Here is an 18,146-nt window from a genome sequence, read left to right as displayed (position 1 = left end):
CAAATTGCAGATATACAAAAAAGCCGGCGGAGACTCTTTCCACATCTCCGTCGGCTCCGTTGCCGAAATTAAATTAAATTGAGGGCTGCAAGCGCCTTGTCATTTTCCACAGTTCCCTTTTTATCGAGAATGTCGCTGCCAAGCTTTATTTTAAGGTATTCCACAATAAGCTCGGCGCATTTGTCTCTGCCGATACGGGCGGTATTGAGGGTCATATCGTAGAGAACGGGATTTGTCCAGTTCTCGCCGCCTGTGTAGTATTTGTAGTAATCAGCCCTGTATCTGTCGGTCTGATAGATGAGCTTGTTTGCCTCGTCCTCAGTGACTCCGAGGAGATTTACGATAGACTCCACACAGTCCTTCCTGGGAGCCTCCACATACACGCTGACCACATTGTCATAATCACGGAGAACGTGATTTGCGCATTTGCCGATTATAATGCAGGACTGGTTCTTTCCCAGCTCCTTGATTATCCTCGCCTGAATGTTGTAGAGGTTCACGTCGGAAATGAAGCTTTTGTCGGTGGGCTGCACCACCTCGTCGGTGTTGGGAGTTTTCATCAGCCGTTTAAGGAGATGATAGCCTCTCAGCTTTTCGTCCACCTGAACGAACAGATCCTTGCTTATGCCGCTGTAATTCGAAGCCATTGCAAGTATCTGGCTGTCGTAGCAGGGAATGCCCAGCCGCTTTGAAAGCGCCATTCCGATATGCTTTCCTCCGCTGCCGAAGCCTCGGGCAATGGTTATAACGTAATTATCCATAGGGCTTCCCCTTTCGCAGAACTTTTTGCATATCCTTTATACGGATTTTTCTTTTGCAAATAAAATATACCATAAAAATCCACCGTTTGCTACCGCAAAAATCAGATATATTACGGTAAATATCAGGGAAATTCTGTAAAATATGCATTTTGCAAATTATAAACTTGCATTTTGTTCATAATTGGGAATTCTGTGCCAAATTGCTGAAAAAAACAAAAAGCGGACAGACTATTCCTGCCCGCTGATCATGTTTAGATCAAAATGCATTTTTCTACCGGTAACCAATTGTTCTATGGATATAGACGGTGGATAGCATTCTTTTTTGAAGCTGCATTAAAATATGTTCCATTGCTTGTACGGCAGCTTTAGTTATGTTAACTGTGGCGTTGATAATGCGTATAGGTAAAGTGATGCTGATGATAAAAAATTTCAAAAAAAGGAGGAAAATAACTTTGGAAAAGAACGCTTCTCTTCCAATAACAATAGTATTGATCCGGCTGCTCCAATATATTATCACGTTAACAGTATCAAGTGTTTTTTTCTTTGAAAATGATACTCGAACTTGCTTTTATTTCGCGTCTGAAAAGATCCGCCATTCAAACTCAGCTCCGCCCTGCGGAGAATTTCTTGCCTGCAAGCTTCCGTTCTGAGATGTAATTACAGAACGTGCAAAGGCAAGTCCTATTCCGAAACCGCTTTTTCGGTTATCGTGATAGAAGCGTTCAAAAATGTGCGGCAATGCTTCCGGTGTGAAGCCGCTGCCTGTGTCGGAAACGGTTATGCACTTATAAAGCGGGTTTGAATATGCCCGTACAGTTATTGTTCCGCCCTCGGGGGTATGCTCCATACAATTTTTCAGTATGTTGATAAGCGCCTCGGTACAGTACTCATTGTCGGCGGTAAAATGAATATCGTTTTCCGGATCTGTTATAAGAGCAACGCCTTTAAGTTCAAGGGAAATTGCTATGGAATCCGCTGCATTTCGTATAAGCTCAGCAGCATTTATATCCTGTTTACGGAAAGTAACTGCGCCTGCCTCCATACGTGAAATATTCAGAAGCGTTTCAAGTATCCACTGCATCTGCGAGAGCAGAGAAGTCATCTCACGGATATGGCGCATACGCTCAATTCGGGACAGCTCGGGATCACGGAGCATTTCAAGGATAAGCATCATAGAAGTGAGCGGAGTGCGAAGCTGGTGAGACATATCCTCCAGCGCCACTTTCATTGTGACCTTTTCATTTTTTAATGCAGAGTTCTGTTCTCGGAGACGGATAGTCATTTTATGTATCTCTGCTGACAGTATGCTCAGTTCATCTTCACGGAAATCATCAAAATTTACCGTCTCGGCTCCGTGGAGAATTTTATCTATTTCATCACAGAGCTCAAGTATCCTTTTATTTCTTTTTTTCTCGGTGTAATGCTGCACAAGCAGCATAAGCAGTGCTGAAGTAAGCATAACTATGGCTGCCCGCAGATCTATCATACAGCAGACAGCAGTTCCGACTGCGATTATTATAAGCTGAAATATCAGGGAGCGTTTTTCCGGCGTCATATATCCACCGCCTTGTAGCCCAGCCCACGAACAGTTTTAAGTATCTCCGGGTGCTGCGGGTCATCTTCTATCTTGTCCCGCAGACGCTTGATATACACGTTCAGAGTATTGTCCCCTATAAATTCTCCCGATACGGTCCACAGTTCATCTGCAAGCTGATCTCGTGTCAGAAGCTTACCCTTGTTTGACAAAAACAGCAGCAGCAGGCGGTATTCAAGGGCTGACAGGAATATTTCGTTTCCGTTTTTTGTAACAAGTCCTCTTGCAGGATCGGCTGTTATATTGCGGCATTTCAGGAGCGGCGGAGTTTCGGAACTATGCCGCCGTATAACATTCTGTATCCTTGCCACAAGCTCACGGGGGCGGAAGGGCTTGCTGATATAATCATCACACCCTACCTCAAAGCCTGCCACTGTACAGCCTTCGTCTGCTGAGGCTGTGAGAAATATCACCGGGACCTGTGAAATTTCTCTTATCGCCTTACAGACTGAAAAGCCGTTTCCGTCCTCCAATGAAACGTCCAGCAGCACGCAGTCAATATTTTCGGAAAGAAAGATCTGCATACCTGCTTTCTGACCTGAGCTGTGTTTAACATTAAAGCCTTCGGCGGTCAGAAACTGTATCAGGCTGCGGGCAAGTGAGTCGTCATCTTCTATAATTAAAATTGAGTTCATTGTTATCGCTCTCCTTATTTATACCAGCATAATTATAACATACAGGGAACATTTTTTCAATAAAATTTTCGTTTATTACTATATTGTAAGATAAGAGAAATGAAATTGTTATTAAAGTATGATATAATATTGATAAACAAAAATGCTCCGAAAGGTATGATAGAAAATATGGAACTATTAAGAATAGAAAATCTCTGCAAGACCTACGGAAAGGGCGAGAATGAAGTAAGGGCGCTGGATAATGTGTCATTTACCGTTCCAAAGGGTCAGATGACAGCCGTGGTGGGTCCGTCAGGCTCGGGAAAATCTACGCTGCTGCATATTATAGGCGGTGTTGACCGTCCCACAAGCGGAAAGGTCCTGCTGGACGGTCAGGATGTTTTCGCTCAGAATGCGAAAAACCTTGCTGTGTTCCGCCGCCGTCAGGTGGGACTGATATATCAGTTTTACAACCTTATCCCTGTTCTTAATGCCGAAGAAAACATTACTCTTCCCTTGATAATGGACGGACGAAAGCCTGATAAGGCTCAGCTTGAAAAGCTGCTTGATATGTTAGGGCTCAGGGAACGGCGGTATCATCTTCCCTCACAGCTTTCGGGCGGTCAGCAGCAGAGGGTATCTATCGGACGTGCTCTGTTCACATCTCCCGGTGTAATACTTGCGGACGAACCTACGGGAAATCTTGACAGCCGCAGCAGCGCAGAGATAATTGACCTCCTCCGCAGATCGAACAGGGAAATGAATCAGACTATGCTGATAATAACACACGATGAGAATATCGCTCTGAAATGCGACAGGATAATCACCATTTCAGACGGAAAGATAACAGATGACAAGCTGACAGGTATGGGGGTGTCATCTGATGTTTGAAAGAATGATGGCTAAGCGGTACATAACGACTCAGAAGCGTCATTCGGTGCTTACTGTATGCAGCATCGCTGCGGCGCTGGCTCTTATGACTATGCTTTTCACCTGTTTTTCAACCTTTATGAATATTATACGCGACGCCTGCTATGATGACAAGCCTTATCATATGGAACTCAGAAAGCTTGATGATGAACAGGTACGGATCGTTTCGGACTATGTGGGTGATATGGGCAAGCTTGAAATTATTGAGGAGAACGGCACAAAAACAGTGCGTATTATGTTCACAGAGTACATCGGAGAGGTCATGGAGGGCGACCCAAGCTATTCCTACAAGCTGGCTGAACGGCTTGAGGGGGACTTTGAACTGAATGTCAATTCGGTGCTTGTAATGTTCGATATGGTGGATCTTAATTCAAGAGCGAATATGGCAGTGCTGTTTTCTATGTTTTACATCGTTGTGCTTTTTTTCATCATAATGCTGAGAATGGTCATTGATACTGCATTTGAGATCAGCTCAAAGGAACGTGAGCGTCAGTTCGGCGTGCTCCAATCAATAGGTGCGGCACCGGGACAGATAGTAAAGATCATTACTCTGGAGGGGCTTATGCTTTCGGCAGTGGGAGTGCCTGCGGGAATGATCATCGGCACAGGACTGGGCTATGCTGCTTATCGTGCGGTATTGTCTGCGGGAATAGCCGATCTGTATCTCACCTCCGAAAAGGCTGCACAGCTGGTGCATTTCCACATTGAGCCGCTGTATATGGTCATAGCAGCAGTGACAGGTCTTTTATGGGTCCTTTTATCCGCTTACGGAACGGGTATGAGAGTGATCAGGATGTCTCCTATCCGGGCTATCAGCAACAGGAGCAATACGGTAAAAAAGGTGAAGAGGTTCTCGCTTTTCGGTACGGTTTTCGGCTGGAAGGGAAAAATGGCTTCCCGAAACAATCTCCGTCAGCCAAAAAGATTTATCATAACCGTGCTGTCACTGACGTTTTCTATCGTACTTTTTGCGGGCATAAGCACTGTAACTGATATATTTGAAAAATCCTTCGGTGAAATAATGACGGAGGGATTTGGCGAGGAAGATCTTCAGGTACACTATGTAAATAATACCGATACGAACACGACCTACAGAAGCGGTATGGAAAAGCTGGAAAGCTGCGGTTATTTCAGTAATGTTTCCACGAACATTTCAAGGAGCGGTTCGGCAAGAACTGAAAATGATAAAGAAAAATATATGGCAGATGTGGTATATTATGACCGTATTTCATACGAAAAGCTTTTTGACGGAAAGCCGCCCGCAGCATATGATGAGCTTACGGAAAGCGGCGGTTATGCTTTACTTGTTCCCGAAAATGAATACGCATTTGCCGATGAGGCTCAAAAGCTCTCGGAAGGTGATACTGTCACACTTAATATGATAAAAAATATATATGTTTCTGCCGATGAATATGAACGCCTGTCCGAAAATGAACGAAACGGGATACGTGCTGTACGGGATCATATGAACGAAAATAATGAGCCGCTGTATTACATCAGGTACGAAAACCAAAACAATGATTTTTATATAAAGACGGTGGGTACATCCGAAAAGACATATGCCGAGCTTGACAGGGACGATATTTATTCCTATACCGAAAGCGGAAAATATGTCATTCTGGCGGGAACTCTTGAAACTTACGACAATGTGGAAAATGAGTATTACGGAAGCGCAGGGTCTTTTACGCTTTACGGCTGCGAAATTGAAAACAGCGATGATTACAATGCTGCCCTGAATTTAATAAATGACGCTCCCGAACTGGAGCTTTTGACTGACGCTTTTTCTGTTCGCAGACAGATACGGACTGTCATTGCAACAGAGCGCATAGCAGTCGCTTTTCTCACAGGTTTGGTGACGCTTATTGCTGTTGTGAATATGGTGAACATACTCTCAACGGGCGTTCTCAACCGAAGAAGCGAGCTTGCTTCTATGCAGTGTATAGGTATGACAGACGGTCAGCTTTACGGTATGACGGTTATGGAATGTCTCCAGTATTCATTGTCGGCAGGGTTACTGGCAACAGTTATATGCAGTCTGCTGATATACGGAACAGAACAGTTTATGACCGCAATGGGAGTGACCGATCTGGTGGATATCAGGCTTGATTATATAGCGCCTATGCCTAAGATATGGCTTGCTGCAGCCGTTTCGTTTATTGCCGCCCTCTGCTCCTCTATTATACCATTGGCAAATATGCAGAAAAAATCACTTGTTGATATGATACGAACAGTTGACTGAATGGAGCATTTCGAGGGGAAGGCGTATTATTGAAAGAGCCCACAGACATGGCGTCTATGGGCTTTTTCATCGTTATTGAAGGCTCATTTCAGTATATCAGCCAGCATCTGCCTGAGCCGTGAAACATCTATAGGCTTGGCGATATGCCCGTTCATTCCTGCGCTGAGAGCTGCCTGCTTATCCTCCTCAAAGGCGTTTGCAGTCATTGCCAGTATGGGCATACGGATAACATCGTGACGGGGCAGGCTGCGTATTATCTGTGTAGCCTCGTAGCCGTCCATCACAGGCATCTGGATATCCATTATGATAATGTCATAATATCCTTCGGCGGAATTTCGCACCATTTCCACAGCGATAGAGCCGTCCGAGGCGGTCTCGGCAGTAAAGCCGACGCCCTTCAGAAGCTCAGTGGCTATCTCGCGGTTAAGCTCGTTGTCCTCCACCACAAGAACTCTTCTGCCGCTGAAATCATATCTCTTGGGTTCTTCGGCGCTGACATTTTTCCTGCAGGAAAGCTTGGTCTCAAAAAGCACATTGCGCAGGTCCGACATAAACATGGGCTTGCTGCAGAAGGCGGTAACTCCCGCCGCACGCGCTTCCTCTTCGATATCCGTCCAGTCATATGCCGTAAGAACGATTATGGGAGTTTCATTCCCGATAACAAGGCGTATGCGGCGCACCGTCTCTATACCGTCCATCTGCGGCATAAGCCAGTCTATGATATAGCAGTGGAACGGGTCTCCGTCATCGTGAGCCTTACGGGCGCGGAAAACAGCCTCTCTTCCCGATGTGGTCCAGTCGGACCTCATTCCTATCTGAGCAAGCATTTTTGTAACGCTGTCGCAGATGTTGAAGTCATCGTCCACAACAAGCGCACGCAGACCTTCAAGCTCGCTGAGCTGCTCCTCACGGGCGGAAATATCCTGCCGCCTGAAATCAAAGCCCACAGTAAAGCAGCTTCCCTTGCCGGGAACGCTTTCGATATCAATGGTCCCGCCCATAAAATCAACGGTGTTCTTGGTTATCGCCATACCCAGACCGCTGCCTGCGGTGCCGCTGACTGTAGTGGTCTTTTCACGCTCGAAGGGCTCGTAAATATGCTTTAAGAAATCCGCGGACATACCTATTCCCGTATCCTTTATTATAAAATCATAATGGCAGGAGCCGGGATCTCCCGATTTGCTCTGACGAATGGTAAAGGATACTATGCCGCCCGGAGGAGTGAATTTTACCGCGTTGCCCAGAATGTTTATAAGCACCTGGTCCAGCTTCAAGGGGTCGAATATCAGGTCCTCGTCCTGCACGTCTATGGTATCCACGAAAAATTCCAGCTGCTTCGCCCTCATCTGCGGACGTATCATATGAACAAGGTTATGGATACGCTCGGAAAGATTACATTCCTTTTCCTGCAATGATATCTTTCCGCTTTCGATACGGCTCATATCCAGGATATCGTTTATAAGGGACAGGAGATGATTGCTGGAGGACAGTATCTTTTCCAGACAGTCCTGCACTCTTTCCTTGTTGTCGATATGGCTTGCGGCAATTCCCGCAAAGCCGATTATGGCATTCATAGGCGTTCTTATGTCGTGGGACATATTGGAGAGGAAGGTGGTCTTTGCACGGCTTGCGTGCTCCGCCTGGGCAAGAGCCTCTTTAAGAAGGGTCTTTCTCTTCTCCTCGGTAAGCACCTCTCCGTCTATATCCTTTACGGCTATGATAGCCATATCCGCATTATCCGTATCATTCAGAAGGACGATGCGCGATTCGATAAACTTGTAATCCCCGTCCTCCGAGCGCCGTCTTATCCTGACGTAAAATGACCTTTCCGATCTCAGCCGCCTGCTTATATTCGCGACCGACATTTCCTCAAGGAACCTTTCCTTGTCTGCGGGGTGTACCCATTTCTCGGAATAGAGCTTTATGGAGTCGGAAAAGCAATGGGGCTTTGAATCCACCCTGTCCATAAATTTATTGTCATTTCGCCGCACAACAAGGGTATCGTTTTTAAGGTCAATAAGCCAGAGGGAATAATACTCCATACTGAGAGCATAGATTATTGCCATTCTTTCCCTGCTCTCGTTTTTCATCTGTTCCTTGACGGTGGTATACTCCTCCATAAGGCTTCTGAGACTTTCCTCCTGCGCCTTTGCTTCAAGGTATGGCTTGGTTATGTCCTTGTAAACTCCCACAGCAAGCTCTGTAGGTTCATCGGCTTCGTCGAGAATGGTCTGGAATTTCAGCTCGTATACCCTTTCCTCGCCGTCCGCGCTGATAAGCCCCACAATTCCTCCCGACTCCTTTGCGCCTCCGAGTATCTCTTCGTGGATACGCAGATACTCAGCCTCAGTCCCACGGGATACGATGCCGCCCCGCTTTATTATGCCGTAGGGTACACCTTCCTGTACCTCGCTTACGCCGAATATCTCGGCTGTAAGGCTGTCGCAGTAGATCGTCTGCTCCCTGCGGTTATATGTAAAAACAAGATTGCCCGCTTCCTGTGCCGCTATCTGGAAAGCCTTATTGCTTGCTTTGAGCTGTTCACGCAGCATATGGCGGTCGGTAACGTCCATAATAACGCCCTGAAAGCAGGGTGGGTTCATATCCGCCATATAGGAGGTCTGGTCAATTACCCAGATATACCCGCTTTTTGATCTGATACGATACTCGTATTTTTTATCGGGGTCTCTGTTTTCCTGATGATTTTCCTCGCCGTCGAACAGCCTTTTCCTGTCCTCGGGGTGTATCATATTGCTGAATTTATCGTCAAAAAGCTCCTTTATTTCCTGACGGGTGTAACCCAGCATATGGAGAAATCTGTTGCTGACATAGAGAAAGTCGTAATCGGGGGTGTCGGCGCAGCGGTGATATCCCACGGGAATATTATTGTTAAGGTACTGCAGTTCATCGCTGCGGTGCTTGAGCTCCGCAAAATTCTTCTGCATACTTGTCTGGCGCTCCATTATTTCGGAAATGTCCATACAGAAGCTGACGATAGCCTTTCGGCCGTCATCGGTCTCAACTATCCTGCCCTTGTCTATGACCCAGAAAAGGCTGCCGTCCTTGCGGGGCATACGATAGGTAACGCTGTATTCGTCCCCCGTATTTTTAACATCGGCAAGCTCCTCAAGAACGCGGTCATAGTCCTGGTAATAAATGGTATTTGCCACCTTTCCCTGAATAGCCGCGGAAAACTCGTCAAAGGTCTCGTAACCCATCATTGAATACAGAGAACTGCTTGCGTAAAAAAGCGGAAAGCCTTCCTCGCAGTATCCGCCTATCATTCCGATAGGAGCAACGCCGTCAAGCACCGAAACTGCGTCAAGCCTGTTCTGCTCAGACAGCTTCAGATATGATGATACAGCGGTATCTCCGCCGATAAGGCTGCGCAGCAGTTCTTCCGGATCTTTTTTCTGTGAAAAAGCGTTATCCTGTTTATATGTATTCTCAGGCATTTTCAAGTCACTCACTTTCTTTTTATACTAATAACCAATTGTTCTATGGATAAAGACGGTGGATAGAATACGACAAATCAAGGAAAACGACCGCAGGCGGGCTGTCGCCCGGCAAGGGAGTTTGACGCAGAGTTGGCGGTATTATAGCCGCCGTATTTTGTCCATAGGTTAATTGGTTATTAGTATTATAAAAATCTCCCCATAGAACCCATCTATGAGGAGAAATGTCCCGACAAAATTTTCGGAAAGGAGATCTGTCCGCTCCCGAAGCATTGTCAGTCTGCTGCTATATTGCTTGATTCCAGCATTTTGTAATAACTGAGTATCTCACCCCTGCACTTTGAAAGCAGCTCGGTAAATTCGGGCGAGAATGCACCTCTGTCAATTTTAAGCTCGTTTATCACAAAATCAAACTGGGTGTCGGTTATCTCCCTGCGCTTTATAAAAAGGCTGTCAAAGCGTATGGACAGTCCGCAAAGCTGGCTGTATACCGAATTATCGCTTCCCCTCAGTCCGTGAGGATAGCCCAGACCGTCATATCTTTCGTGGTGATGCATACACATATCCGAGCATACCTTAATGAAAAATTTGCAGTTTTCGGAGCCGTTGAGCCATATGAGGTTTGCGCCCATGACAGTATGGCTTTCGTATATCTCACGTTCGGCGCCTGTCATATGCTCCTTTTTGAAGATAAGCTCTGTGGGAATGCCCATCAGTCCGATATCGTGAAAATATGCCGCCTTGCTGATGATTTTTATATCAAGGGTGTCAAGCTCGGTCTTGCCGGAGAGACCGTATTCCACAAGCAGTATTTCCATAAGCTTTGAAACGCGCTGACAATGCATATCGTCCATATCGATATTCCTGAGATATGCCTTGAAAATGGCGGTGAGCTTTGAGATGTATGTATCTGTCTCATAGGTCTCTGTCTTGCCGAAGTTTTCCTCATGGGTCTCTGCGGCGGCAGGGATATTTTCTATCCCGAAAAGATTTGCAAGCTTTTCAAGTATCATCTGAGCCTCAAAGGGCTTGCTTATGAAGCCTGCGATGGAGTATTTGGCAGCTCGGTAAACATTGGCTGCGGTAGCCTCGGCGGTAACGAGAACTATGGGGATATCGATATGATTTTCGCTGAGTATATCCAGCACGTTGAAGCCGTCGAGAACAGGCATGGATATATCGAGAAGAACGCCGTCTATCCTTGTTTTCTTTTTGGTTATTATCTCAAGTGCGGCATAACCGTTTTCAGCTTCGGATATTTCAAAGCATTTGCTCAGAATATTTCGCAGGATGTTTCTGTCAATTTCAGAATCGTCCACGATAAGCAGTCTTTTTGCATTTGCCATAATGACCATTCCTTTCCTGAGGGCTTTGTGTTCCGAACGGATAAGCCGTATAAACAAAACCCTGTTTGAAAAACCTTGCCCAAGATGGGTCGGAGCGTTTTACTGCATATCGAGCCAGGTCCTGAGAGCCTCGGTAACTTTGTTGTATTTTTCGGTTATTTCAGTCATCATAGCATATGCGTCGTCCCATCTGCCCTCTCTCATAATTGCCACCTGGTCTGAGAAGAGAGTAAACAGGCTTTCTATGGACAGATTGCCGCATACTCCCTTGAGAGTATGGGACGCTTCAAGAGCCTCCTGTCCGCTGCCCTCCGCAACTGCTGCGGTGAGCTTTGCGAATGTACTGTCATCGAGGAATTTCCTCAGCATTTTTGCATACAGATTTGCATTCCCCATAAATCTCTCAACTGCGCTGTCAGAATTTATGCCTACCTGATTTAATAAAGTAAAATCCATACCATTTATTTCCTTAGCGGAAATATCCTCCTTATTATTCTTATTATGCGTCTCCTCCGCAGGGGTATCCTTCAAAAAGATAACACCCGATACTCCGATAAAATTAGGCTGTTCGGAGGACATCCAAAGGGTCTTGCAGCGGATATCGCAGTCTGTCATTCTGCCGTCGGCAAGAATGCTGCCGCTCATATTGACGGCGGGATCCGAAGAAGCTGCGTGAGATACCGCCTCAAGAAGCCTGTTCAGGGTCTCGTCGGAGAGCTTTTTTATCTCGGGGCTTTCAAGAGGGTCGGATATGACCCTGCTTACTCCCAGACGCTCTGCGCCGCTTTCAGACAGAGTAAGAACAGGGGGTGAGCTCTGGAAGGTAAAGGTAATTCCCGAAAGCTCACTTTCGAAAAAGTCTGCTTTTGCGCGCTCAAGCTCAAGCTGCTGGAGCATCTGTCCCGATGCGGACAGGTCGTTGTTGTTGAGTATCTCGTCCGTGACCTCCCGTATCTCAAGCTTGTTCTTGATACCCGAAGTGTTTGACTGAAGCTCCTTCTGCAGGTCGCCGCTTATATCCAGGAGACATTCGAGTATCAGAGGATTAAACGCGCCGCACTCGCCGCCGCATATCATCTCTATCGCCTTTTCGTGGGAATATGCCTTCTTATAGCAGCGCTCGCTGGTAAGGGCGTCATATACGTCTGCGATGGAAACTATCTGAGCCGAGATAGGTATTTCGTCGCCCTTGAGACCGTCGGGATAGCCCTTGCCGTCATAGCGCTCATGGTGCCAGCGGCATATCTCATAGGACGCTTTCATCAGCGGCTCGTCCTGATAGTCGGTAAGATTTTTCAGCATTGAAGCGCCTATCTCCGAGTGGGTCTTCATGATCTCGTATTCCTTGGGAGTAAATCTTCCGGGCTTGTTGAGTATCTCATCGGGTATTGCTATCTTTCCGATATCGTGAAGGGAGGACGCTGTGCTTATCAGGCGTATATCGGTCTGGGACAGATCGTATTTTTTGGTCTTTCTCATAAGCTGCTTCAGCAGAAGCTCGGTTATGATGTTTATATGTATAACGTGAGAGCCGCTTTCACCGTTTCTGAATTCAACGATATGGCTCAGTATGGATATCATCAGGTTGCTGTTTTTCTCTTTTTCATATATCTGGTTTGCAACGATATCCACCAGTCTGCGCTGCTTTGCGTACAGAGTGATGGTATTCTTCACACGTCTCTGAACTACTGTGGACTCAAAGGGACGGCTGACATAATCGGCGGCACCGAAATCATAGGCTTTTGTAATAAATCCCGGAGAGCTTTCCGCCGAGATCATTATCACGGGCACATCTTCCATAATGCCCAGTCTGTTCATGCGCTCAAGGACTTCAAAGCCGTCCATTCCCGGCATCATGACATCAAGCAGCACCAGAGATATCTCGCCCTGTTCCTGCTGCAGGACCTTAAACGCACCCTCTCCGCTGTCCGCCTCGATGATGTCGTATTCCTCCCTGAGTATCTCTGCGAGAATAGCTCTGTTTGTATCCGAATCGTCAACAATAAGCACCTTGTATTTTCTTCCGAATAAATCCTCCATAGCAGCCTCCTGAGTTGTTTCAGCAACCGGCGTTGCACTCTTATCGGATCGCCGTCCGCAAAGGTCTGCAAACACTTTTTCCAAAATATCAGATAAATTTTGACCCGGGTCGGCAATTCCATAATATTATTATATCAGTATTGTCGGAAAATGTCAAATTTTAGCTTGTTAGCGGGATAAAATTTACATTTCCCGAATTTTTACGAAATACATTGTTTATATTATGACAGTGTTTTTCCGATAATTTCCAGCAGCAGCGGGAAATTGATAGGCTTTGCGATATGTCCGCACATTCCCGCGTCAAAGGCAGCCTGCCTGTCCTCCTCAAAGGCATTTGCGGTCATTGCAATAATGGGGATATTTGCCTTTTCGGGGTCTTCCAGCGCATGTATCCGTCTTGTCGCCTCATAGCCGTCCATATGGGGCATCTGAATATCCATAAGGATAAGGTCATACTCGCCCGTCTCAGCCGCCTTCACCTTCTCCACAGCATTTTCTCCGTCATCGGCAGTGTCAATGACAAAGCCCGCTTCACGGAGTATTTCCGCAGCTATCTCCTGATTAAGCGCATTGTCCTCCACAAGAAGTATTTTCCTGCCCGAAAAATCGGTCTTCGGGGCGGGCTCGTCCGTTTTCTTGCCGTCTGCCCTGTACGGCTCCGTGAGGATATCGCGAAGCTCGGACATAAACACGGGCTTGGAGCAAAATTTTGTTACGCCTGCCTCCCTTGCCTCCTTCTCAATGTCCGACCAGTCATATGCGGTAAGGATAATGATAGGGCTGCCGTCTCCGATTATGCGCCTTATCCGCCGCACAGTTTCGATACCGTTCATATCGGGCATGAGCCAGTCTATGATATAGGCGTAAAATTCATCGTTTTCGCTTACTGCAAACTGTGTGCGGAGAACAGCCTCCTTGCCCGAGGTCGTCCATTCCGAACGCATACCTATCCTGTGCAGCATACTTGAAATGCTCATACAGGTATCTGCGTCATCGTCCGCCACAAGAGCCCTAAGCCCCTTTATCTCGGGGACAGGCTCGTATTTCTTTGCCTCTTTGCTTATCCTGAACCTGAGATCAACCACAAACTCGGTACCCTTGCCCACTTCGCTTTCTACCCGTATCGTGCCGCCCATCATATCCACAATGTTTTTGGTGATGGACATACCCAGACCTGTGCCCTGGATACCGCTGACGGTGGAAGTCCGCTCACGGGTGAAGGCTTCAAAAATATGCGCTCTGAACTCCTCGCTCATACCGATGCCGTTGTCCCTGACGCGAAATTCGTATGCCGCATATCCGTTTGGTGCGTCCGATGTCTGGATAATGCGCAGGCTCACCATTCCCCCGGGCTTTGTGAATTTGACCGCATTGCTGAGAATGTTCAGAAGTATCTGGTTAAGGCGGAGCTTATCGCATATAATGTCTTCATTCACCACGTCCAGGGTATCGATATAAAATTCCAGCTGCTTTGAATTGATATCAGCCTGGACGATGCTCCTCAGGTCGTGGATAACATCGGGAAGATGGACTTCCTTTTCCTCAATATTGAACTTGCCCGATTCAATGCGGCTCATATCCAGGACATCGTTGATAAGGCTGAGAAGATGGCTGCCCGATATCTGTATCTTTTTCAGATAATCGCAGACCTGCTCTTTGTTGTCGGCGTGAGCCGCCGCAAGGGAAGTATAGCCCAGAATGGCGTTCATAGGCGTGCGGATATCGTGGCTCATATTATTCAGAAATACAGTTTTTGCACGGTTTGCGTGCTGAGCGGCATCAAGGGCGTCCTGAAGAGTCTTGCGCCTTTCCTCCTCTGCCTGCATCTGCTCGTCGATGTTCCTTATGCCCACAATGAGCCTGTCCGTTTCACCGAAAAGCTTTACAAACTTCGCCTGCATATAGTGGAGCCTATCCTCGTAATTTACTCTGAAATCAATGGAAAATTCTTCCGTATCCTTCATTTTTGCGCAGATATTTTCGACGCTTACCGCGTCAAGCACCCTCTCTGCGTCCTCGGGCAGCACGTAATCATCAGCATATTTCCTCCATGCTTCGCTGTATGACCTGAAAACGCTGTTCCATGCCGTGCGCATACGGCCGTGCTCTTTAATGGTCGATACCTTATCGCGGAGAGGGTCGGTCAGAAAGATATCCGAATAATCGTTGCTGAGAGCGCCGACGATCTTCAGCTGCTCGCTGTCGCTGCGGCTCCTGCGGACCTTCTGCGCCGCTATCATGATATACACCAGAAAAACTGCCAGGGAGACCGATACCACTGCCAGCATCAGCACGCTTGAACTCACCATTTTGCGGGAGCCTGCCTCCACCACCTGATTGATGTTGCTCTCTCTCATCAGGGAAGTGATGATCCAGTCAGTGCCGGGAATGGCTTTGTAATACACATATGTATTGCCCGTATCCGCCATGTCATATACGCAGTAGCCCTCCCGTCCGTTCTTCCAGTCCTCCTTCATTTGCTGAAGGCTGAAGCCGGGGGCAAAATCCGCTTTGTTTTCGTATATGTCGAAAAGGTTCTGTCCGTTGGGATATTCGCCATTTATGCTCAGCAGATTATTGCCGTCCTTGTCAAACATTCTGCAGTATATGCGGTTTTCTTTATTCTGCAGCTGTTCCGCCGATATGATGCTTTCCACGTTTACTGCGGTAAAGCAGGAGACTATGTGAATGCCGTCGGTCTCCCTGTGTCCGGCGGGTATCGCTATGGCTACCATGGTCTTTGTTCCGTAGCTCTTTATGGAATATACCGCCGTATCCGTTATCTCTTCGGAAAGAAAGCCAAATCTCGATATACCCGAAAAGGTGCTGTCGGCTGTATATACCATTCCGTTTTCATCTGCCAGGGCAAAAATATCCAGCCCGTTAAGATCCTGCACCAGCGAAATATAGTCCCGTACAGTCTCCTCGTCCTTCAGATATCCATCATCAAGCTCGGCGACCGCCCGGCTTATCTGAGCCGTTTTTTCCTCTATCTTTGAGTTGATGGTCCCCGCATTTCTTTCGGTTATCTCCTGAAGATAAAATTCGCCCAGCAGGTTTATCATCTGCTCCGACGCTTCGGAGGAATCGTGCACCCAGATCACCGTACACGCTATCAGCAGCGCCGAAAAGACCAGCGCCGCAATGTAGAAGGTCAGCCCGGGAATTATTCTCTTTTTATTCTGTTCAGCACTTCCACGGCTCACTCTTTTCCGCCCCCCGAGCTCAAGCTTCTGTAATAGGCGCTGCATTCCTCTGCCACCTCGGAAAGTCCCTCCTCCTTGAGCGACTCATAGGCGGCGCGGAACTCTTCCGCCGATATCTCCCCTCTGACAGCCATATCCCTGTATTTGCATACGCCGTCAGTTATAAGCGTTGTACGGTATTTGACATATGCGGGCGTTTCAATGGTAACGGGCTGGACATAGAAGTATTCATTGTTTATATCAAAAAGCCCCTTATAGGTCTCCTTACGGATATCGGTCAGATCGCTTTCGTCCTTTCCCGCAAAGAGGCACTGCATATAAGCGTCCCGGAGCCAGAGGCCTCCGAAGGGCTCAAAGTTCATTCCAACGGCTCTGTAATCATCAAAGCCGTTTGCCACAAGCTCCTTGTCAAGCACGGGAACGCCGTTTTCAACGGTATAGCTTACGCCCTCTATGCCGTAATTGTAAAGATATGCGCCCTCCTCGGTAAAGCACCAGTTGAAGAAGCGGACTATGTCCTCCACCCTGCCTCGTTCCTCTGCCCCCGCAGTTATGCACCACATGGGAGTAATAAGCTCGCGCTCGGGTATCATACGGTCTCCGTAGGGACCGATAACAGGCGCTGTGCTTATCCAGAGAGCGTCCTCGTCCCCCGACTCCCTCAGAGCCGCCGTCTGCGCTCCCGAAGCCGCAAAGGTCATTGTGCTTCCCAGAGTGTTATTGCCCATCATTTCCTCAATGGACGAGTAGGTATAGTCTCCGTAGCCGTCCCGCAGGATACCCTCGGCATAAAGCCCTGCCATTGCGCTGAGAAATTCGGGATATCGCGGGTGTTCATACACCATTGTGCAGGTGCCGTCCTCAAGGACGCAGAACTGCGAATCATTTGAAGCGGCTATCCCGAAGGCGTTCATCAGCTGTGTAAGGCTCCGCTCCCCGCCCATTCCGCCTGCAAATGCCACGGGTATCTCATCGGAGGGGTCTCCGTTTCCGTTAAGGTCATTGTCCCTCACGCCTCTCCAGTAGGCAAGCCAGTCCTCCCATGTATCGGGAACGTCCATTCCCAGCTCATTGAGCCAGTCCTGTCTTATCATCACCGAAAAAGAGCCTCTTATGGTGGATACCGAGGGGATAGTGTATATATGTCCGTCAGCGGAACGCCACGCGTCCATATGCTCCTCCCCCACTGCCTCGGCGATATCGGGCATCAGCTCCAGATAATCGTCCAGAGGCAGGATAAGCTCGTCCCCCGCAAGCTCCATTACGCCGAAATCCATGGGATTAAGGATATCGGGCAGCTCGCTCCTGCCCGACAGAAGGGTCGCCGCCACCGTTGTACTGTAATCCTCGGCGGTCTGCCAGTCAATGCTGACCCGTACCCCCGTCATTTTTTCTATGGCGGGGAAATAATAGCAGCCGTCAAAGCTTGTGGGCCGTCCGTCAAATGTGACCCCAAGTCCTGTTATCTCAAGTCCGTCCCCGAAATTCAGTATGCTGCTGGGTGCCAATGAGTCTGCAGCCGCTTTAAGCTCACGGTCCGTTTTCAGAACGGCGGATATCTCCTCAGCCTCCTCCGAGGGGTGCCCGGTACTGTCGGGCAGAGCTTCTCCGCAGCCTGCGAGCATAAGCAGAGCGCACATTCCTGCGGCAATAGGTCTTTTTTTCATATTTATGACCATTCCTTTCTGAGCAGACTGAAAAGCCTTTTGTCACAGCGCCCTGCCCGTCATTTTATCCTGAACATATTCTTAACATCGGCAAACTGTTGATATAATATGTAAATTATATCACAAAAAATGCCAAAAGTCAAGCATTTACGCCATTTTCCGACAGGCAGGGCAGTTATTCTGTCAATGTCCCTTTTTCCCCCTACGCACACCGCTGATGCTTGACAGAACGGCTTTTTTATGTTATACTTAAAATGTATATTTATACCAATTTTACAAAAAAACGGCACGAAA

At 47.6% G+C, this 18,146-nt stretch carries 10 protein-coding genes; 2 read left to right on the top strand and 8 right to left on the bottom strand.

Annotation, left to right across the window (positions count from 1 at the left end):
- Positions 1-68: 68 nt before the first annotated feature.
- From ACI4J0_RS12770 to ACI4J0_RS12760, 3 genes are all read right to left on the bottom strand, one after another.
- The gene (locus ACI4J0_RS12770; protein WP_439766201.1) at positions 69-761 is read right to left on the bottom strand and encodes an AAA family ATPase; all 693 of its coding nucleotides are present in this window, start codon (positions 759-761) and stop codon (positions 69-71) included.
- Positions 762-1,329: 568 nt separating this feature from the next.
- On the bottom strand, positions 1,330-2,316 hold the full coding sequence (locus ACI4J0_RS12765; RefSeq protein ID WP_439766200.1) for a sensor histidine kinase: 987 nt from the start codon (positions 2,314-2,316) through the stop codon (positions 1,330-1,332).
- The gene (locus tag ACI4J0_RS12760; protein WP_439766199.1) at positions 2,313-2,990 is read right to left on the bottom strand and encodes a response regulator transcription factor; all 678 of its coding nucleotides are present in this window, start codon (positions 2,988-2,990) and stop codon (positions 2,313-2,315) included. The genes ACI4J0_RS12765 and ACI4J0_RS12760 overlap by 4 nt, the downstream gene beginning before the upstream one ends.
- 168 nt (positions 2,991-3,158) lie before the next feature.
- Between ACI4J0_RS12760 and ACI4J0_RS12755 the strand changes: the two genes are divergently transcribed.
- A complete protein-coding gene (locus ACI4J0_RS12755; protein ID WP_439766198.1) occupies positions 3,159-3,860 on the top strand; it encodes an ABC transporter ATP-binding protein in 702 nt (233 codons plus the stop codon).
- Positions 3,853-6,138 (top strand): ABC transporter permease, encoded by a 2,286-nt coding sequence (locus ACI4J0_RS12750; RefSeq protein ID WP_439766197.1) that lies wholly within the window; start codon positions 3,853-3,855, stop codon positions 6,136-6,138. The genes ACI4J0_RS12755 and ACI4J0_RS12750 overlap by 8 nt, the downstream gene beginning before the upstream one ends.
- Before the next feature lie 83 nt (positions 6,139-6,221).
- Here the strand turns inward: ACI4J0_RS12750 and ACI4J0_RS12745 are convergent, their stop codons facing one another.
- From ACI4J0_RS12745 to ACI4J0_RS12725, 5 genes are all read right to left on the bottom strand, one after another.
- Positions 6,222-9,593, bottom strand: coding sequence for a response regulator (locus ACI4J0_RS12745; protein ID WP_439766196.1), 3,372 nt, complete (start codon positions 9,591-9,593; stop codon positions 6,222-6,224).
- 275 nt (positions 9,594-9,868) lie between these two features.
- Positions 9,869-10,939 carry a response regulator gene (locus ACI4J0_RS12740; RefSeq protein ID WP_439766195.1) on the bottom strand — a complete coding sequence of 357 codons (1,071 nt, stop codon included), beginning with the start codon at positions 10,937-10,939 and terminating at the stop codon, positions 9,869-9,871.
- Positions 10,940-11,038: 99 nt separating this feature from the next.
- Entirely contained in the window at positions 11,039-12,979 is a 1,941-nt protein-coding gene (locus ACI4J0_RS12735; protein WP_439766194.1) for an HD domain-containing phosphohydrolase, read from the bottom strand.
- Positions 12,980-13,200: 221 nt separating this feature from the next.
- A complete protein-coding gene (locus ACI4J0_RS12730) occupies positions 13,201-16,185 on the bottom strand; it encodes a response regulator (RefSeq protein ID WP_439766193.1) in 2,985 nt (994 codons plus the stop codon).
- Positions 16,182-17,852, bottom strand: a complete 1,671-nt coding sequence (locus ACI4J0_RS12725; protein WP_439766192.1) for a hypothetical protein — start codon at positions 17,850-17,852, stop codon at positions 16,182-16,184. The genes ACI4J0_RS12730 and ACI4J0_RS12725 overlap by 4 nt, the downstream gene beginning before the upstream one ends.
- Positions 17,853-18,146 lie beyond the last annotated feature (294 nt).

It is taken from the genome of Huintestinicola sp. (assembly GCF_051882455.1).
Classification (GTDB): domain Bacteria; phylum Bacillota; class Clostridia; order Oscillospirales; family Ruminococcaceae; genus Huintestinicola.
The sequence above is the reverse complement of the archived record's forward strand: the minus strand, read 5'-3'. Positions and strand labels throughout refer to the sequence as shown.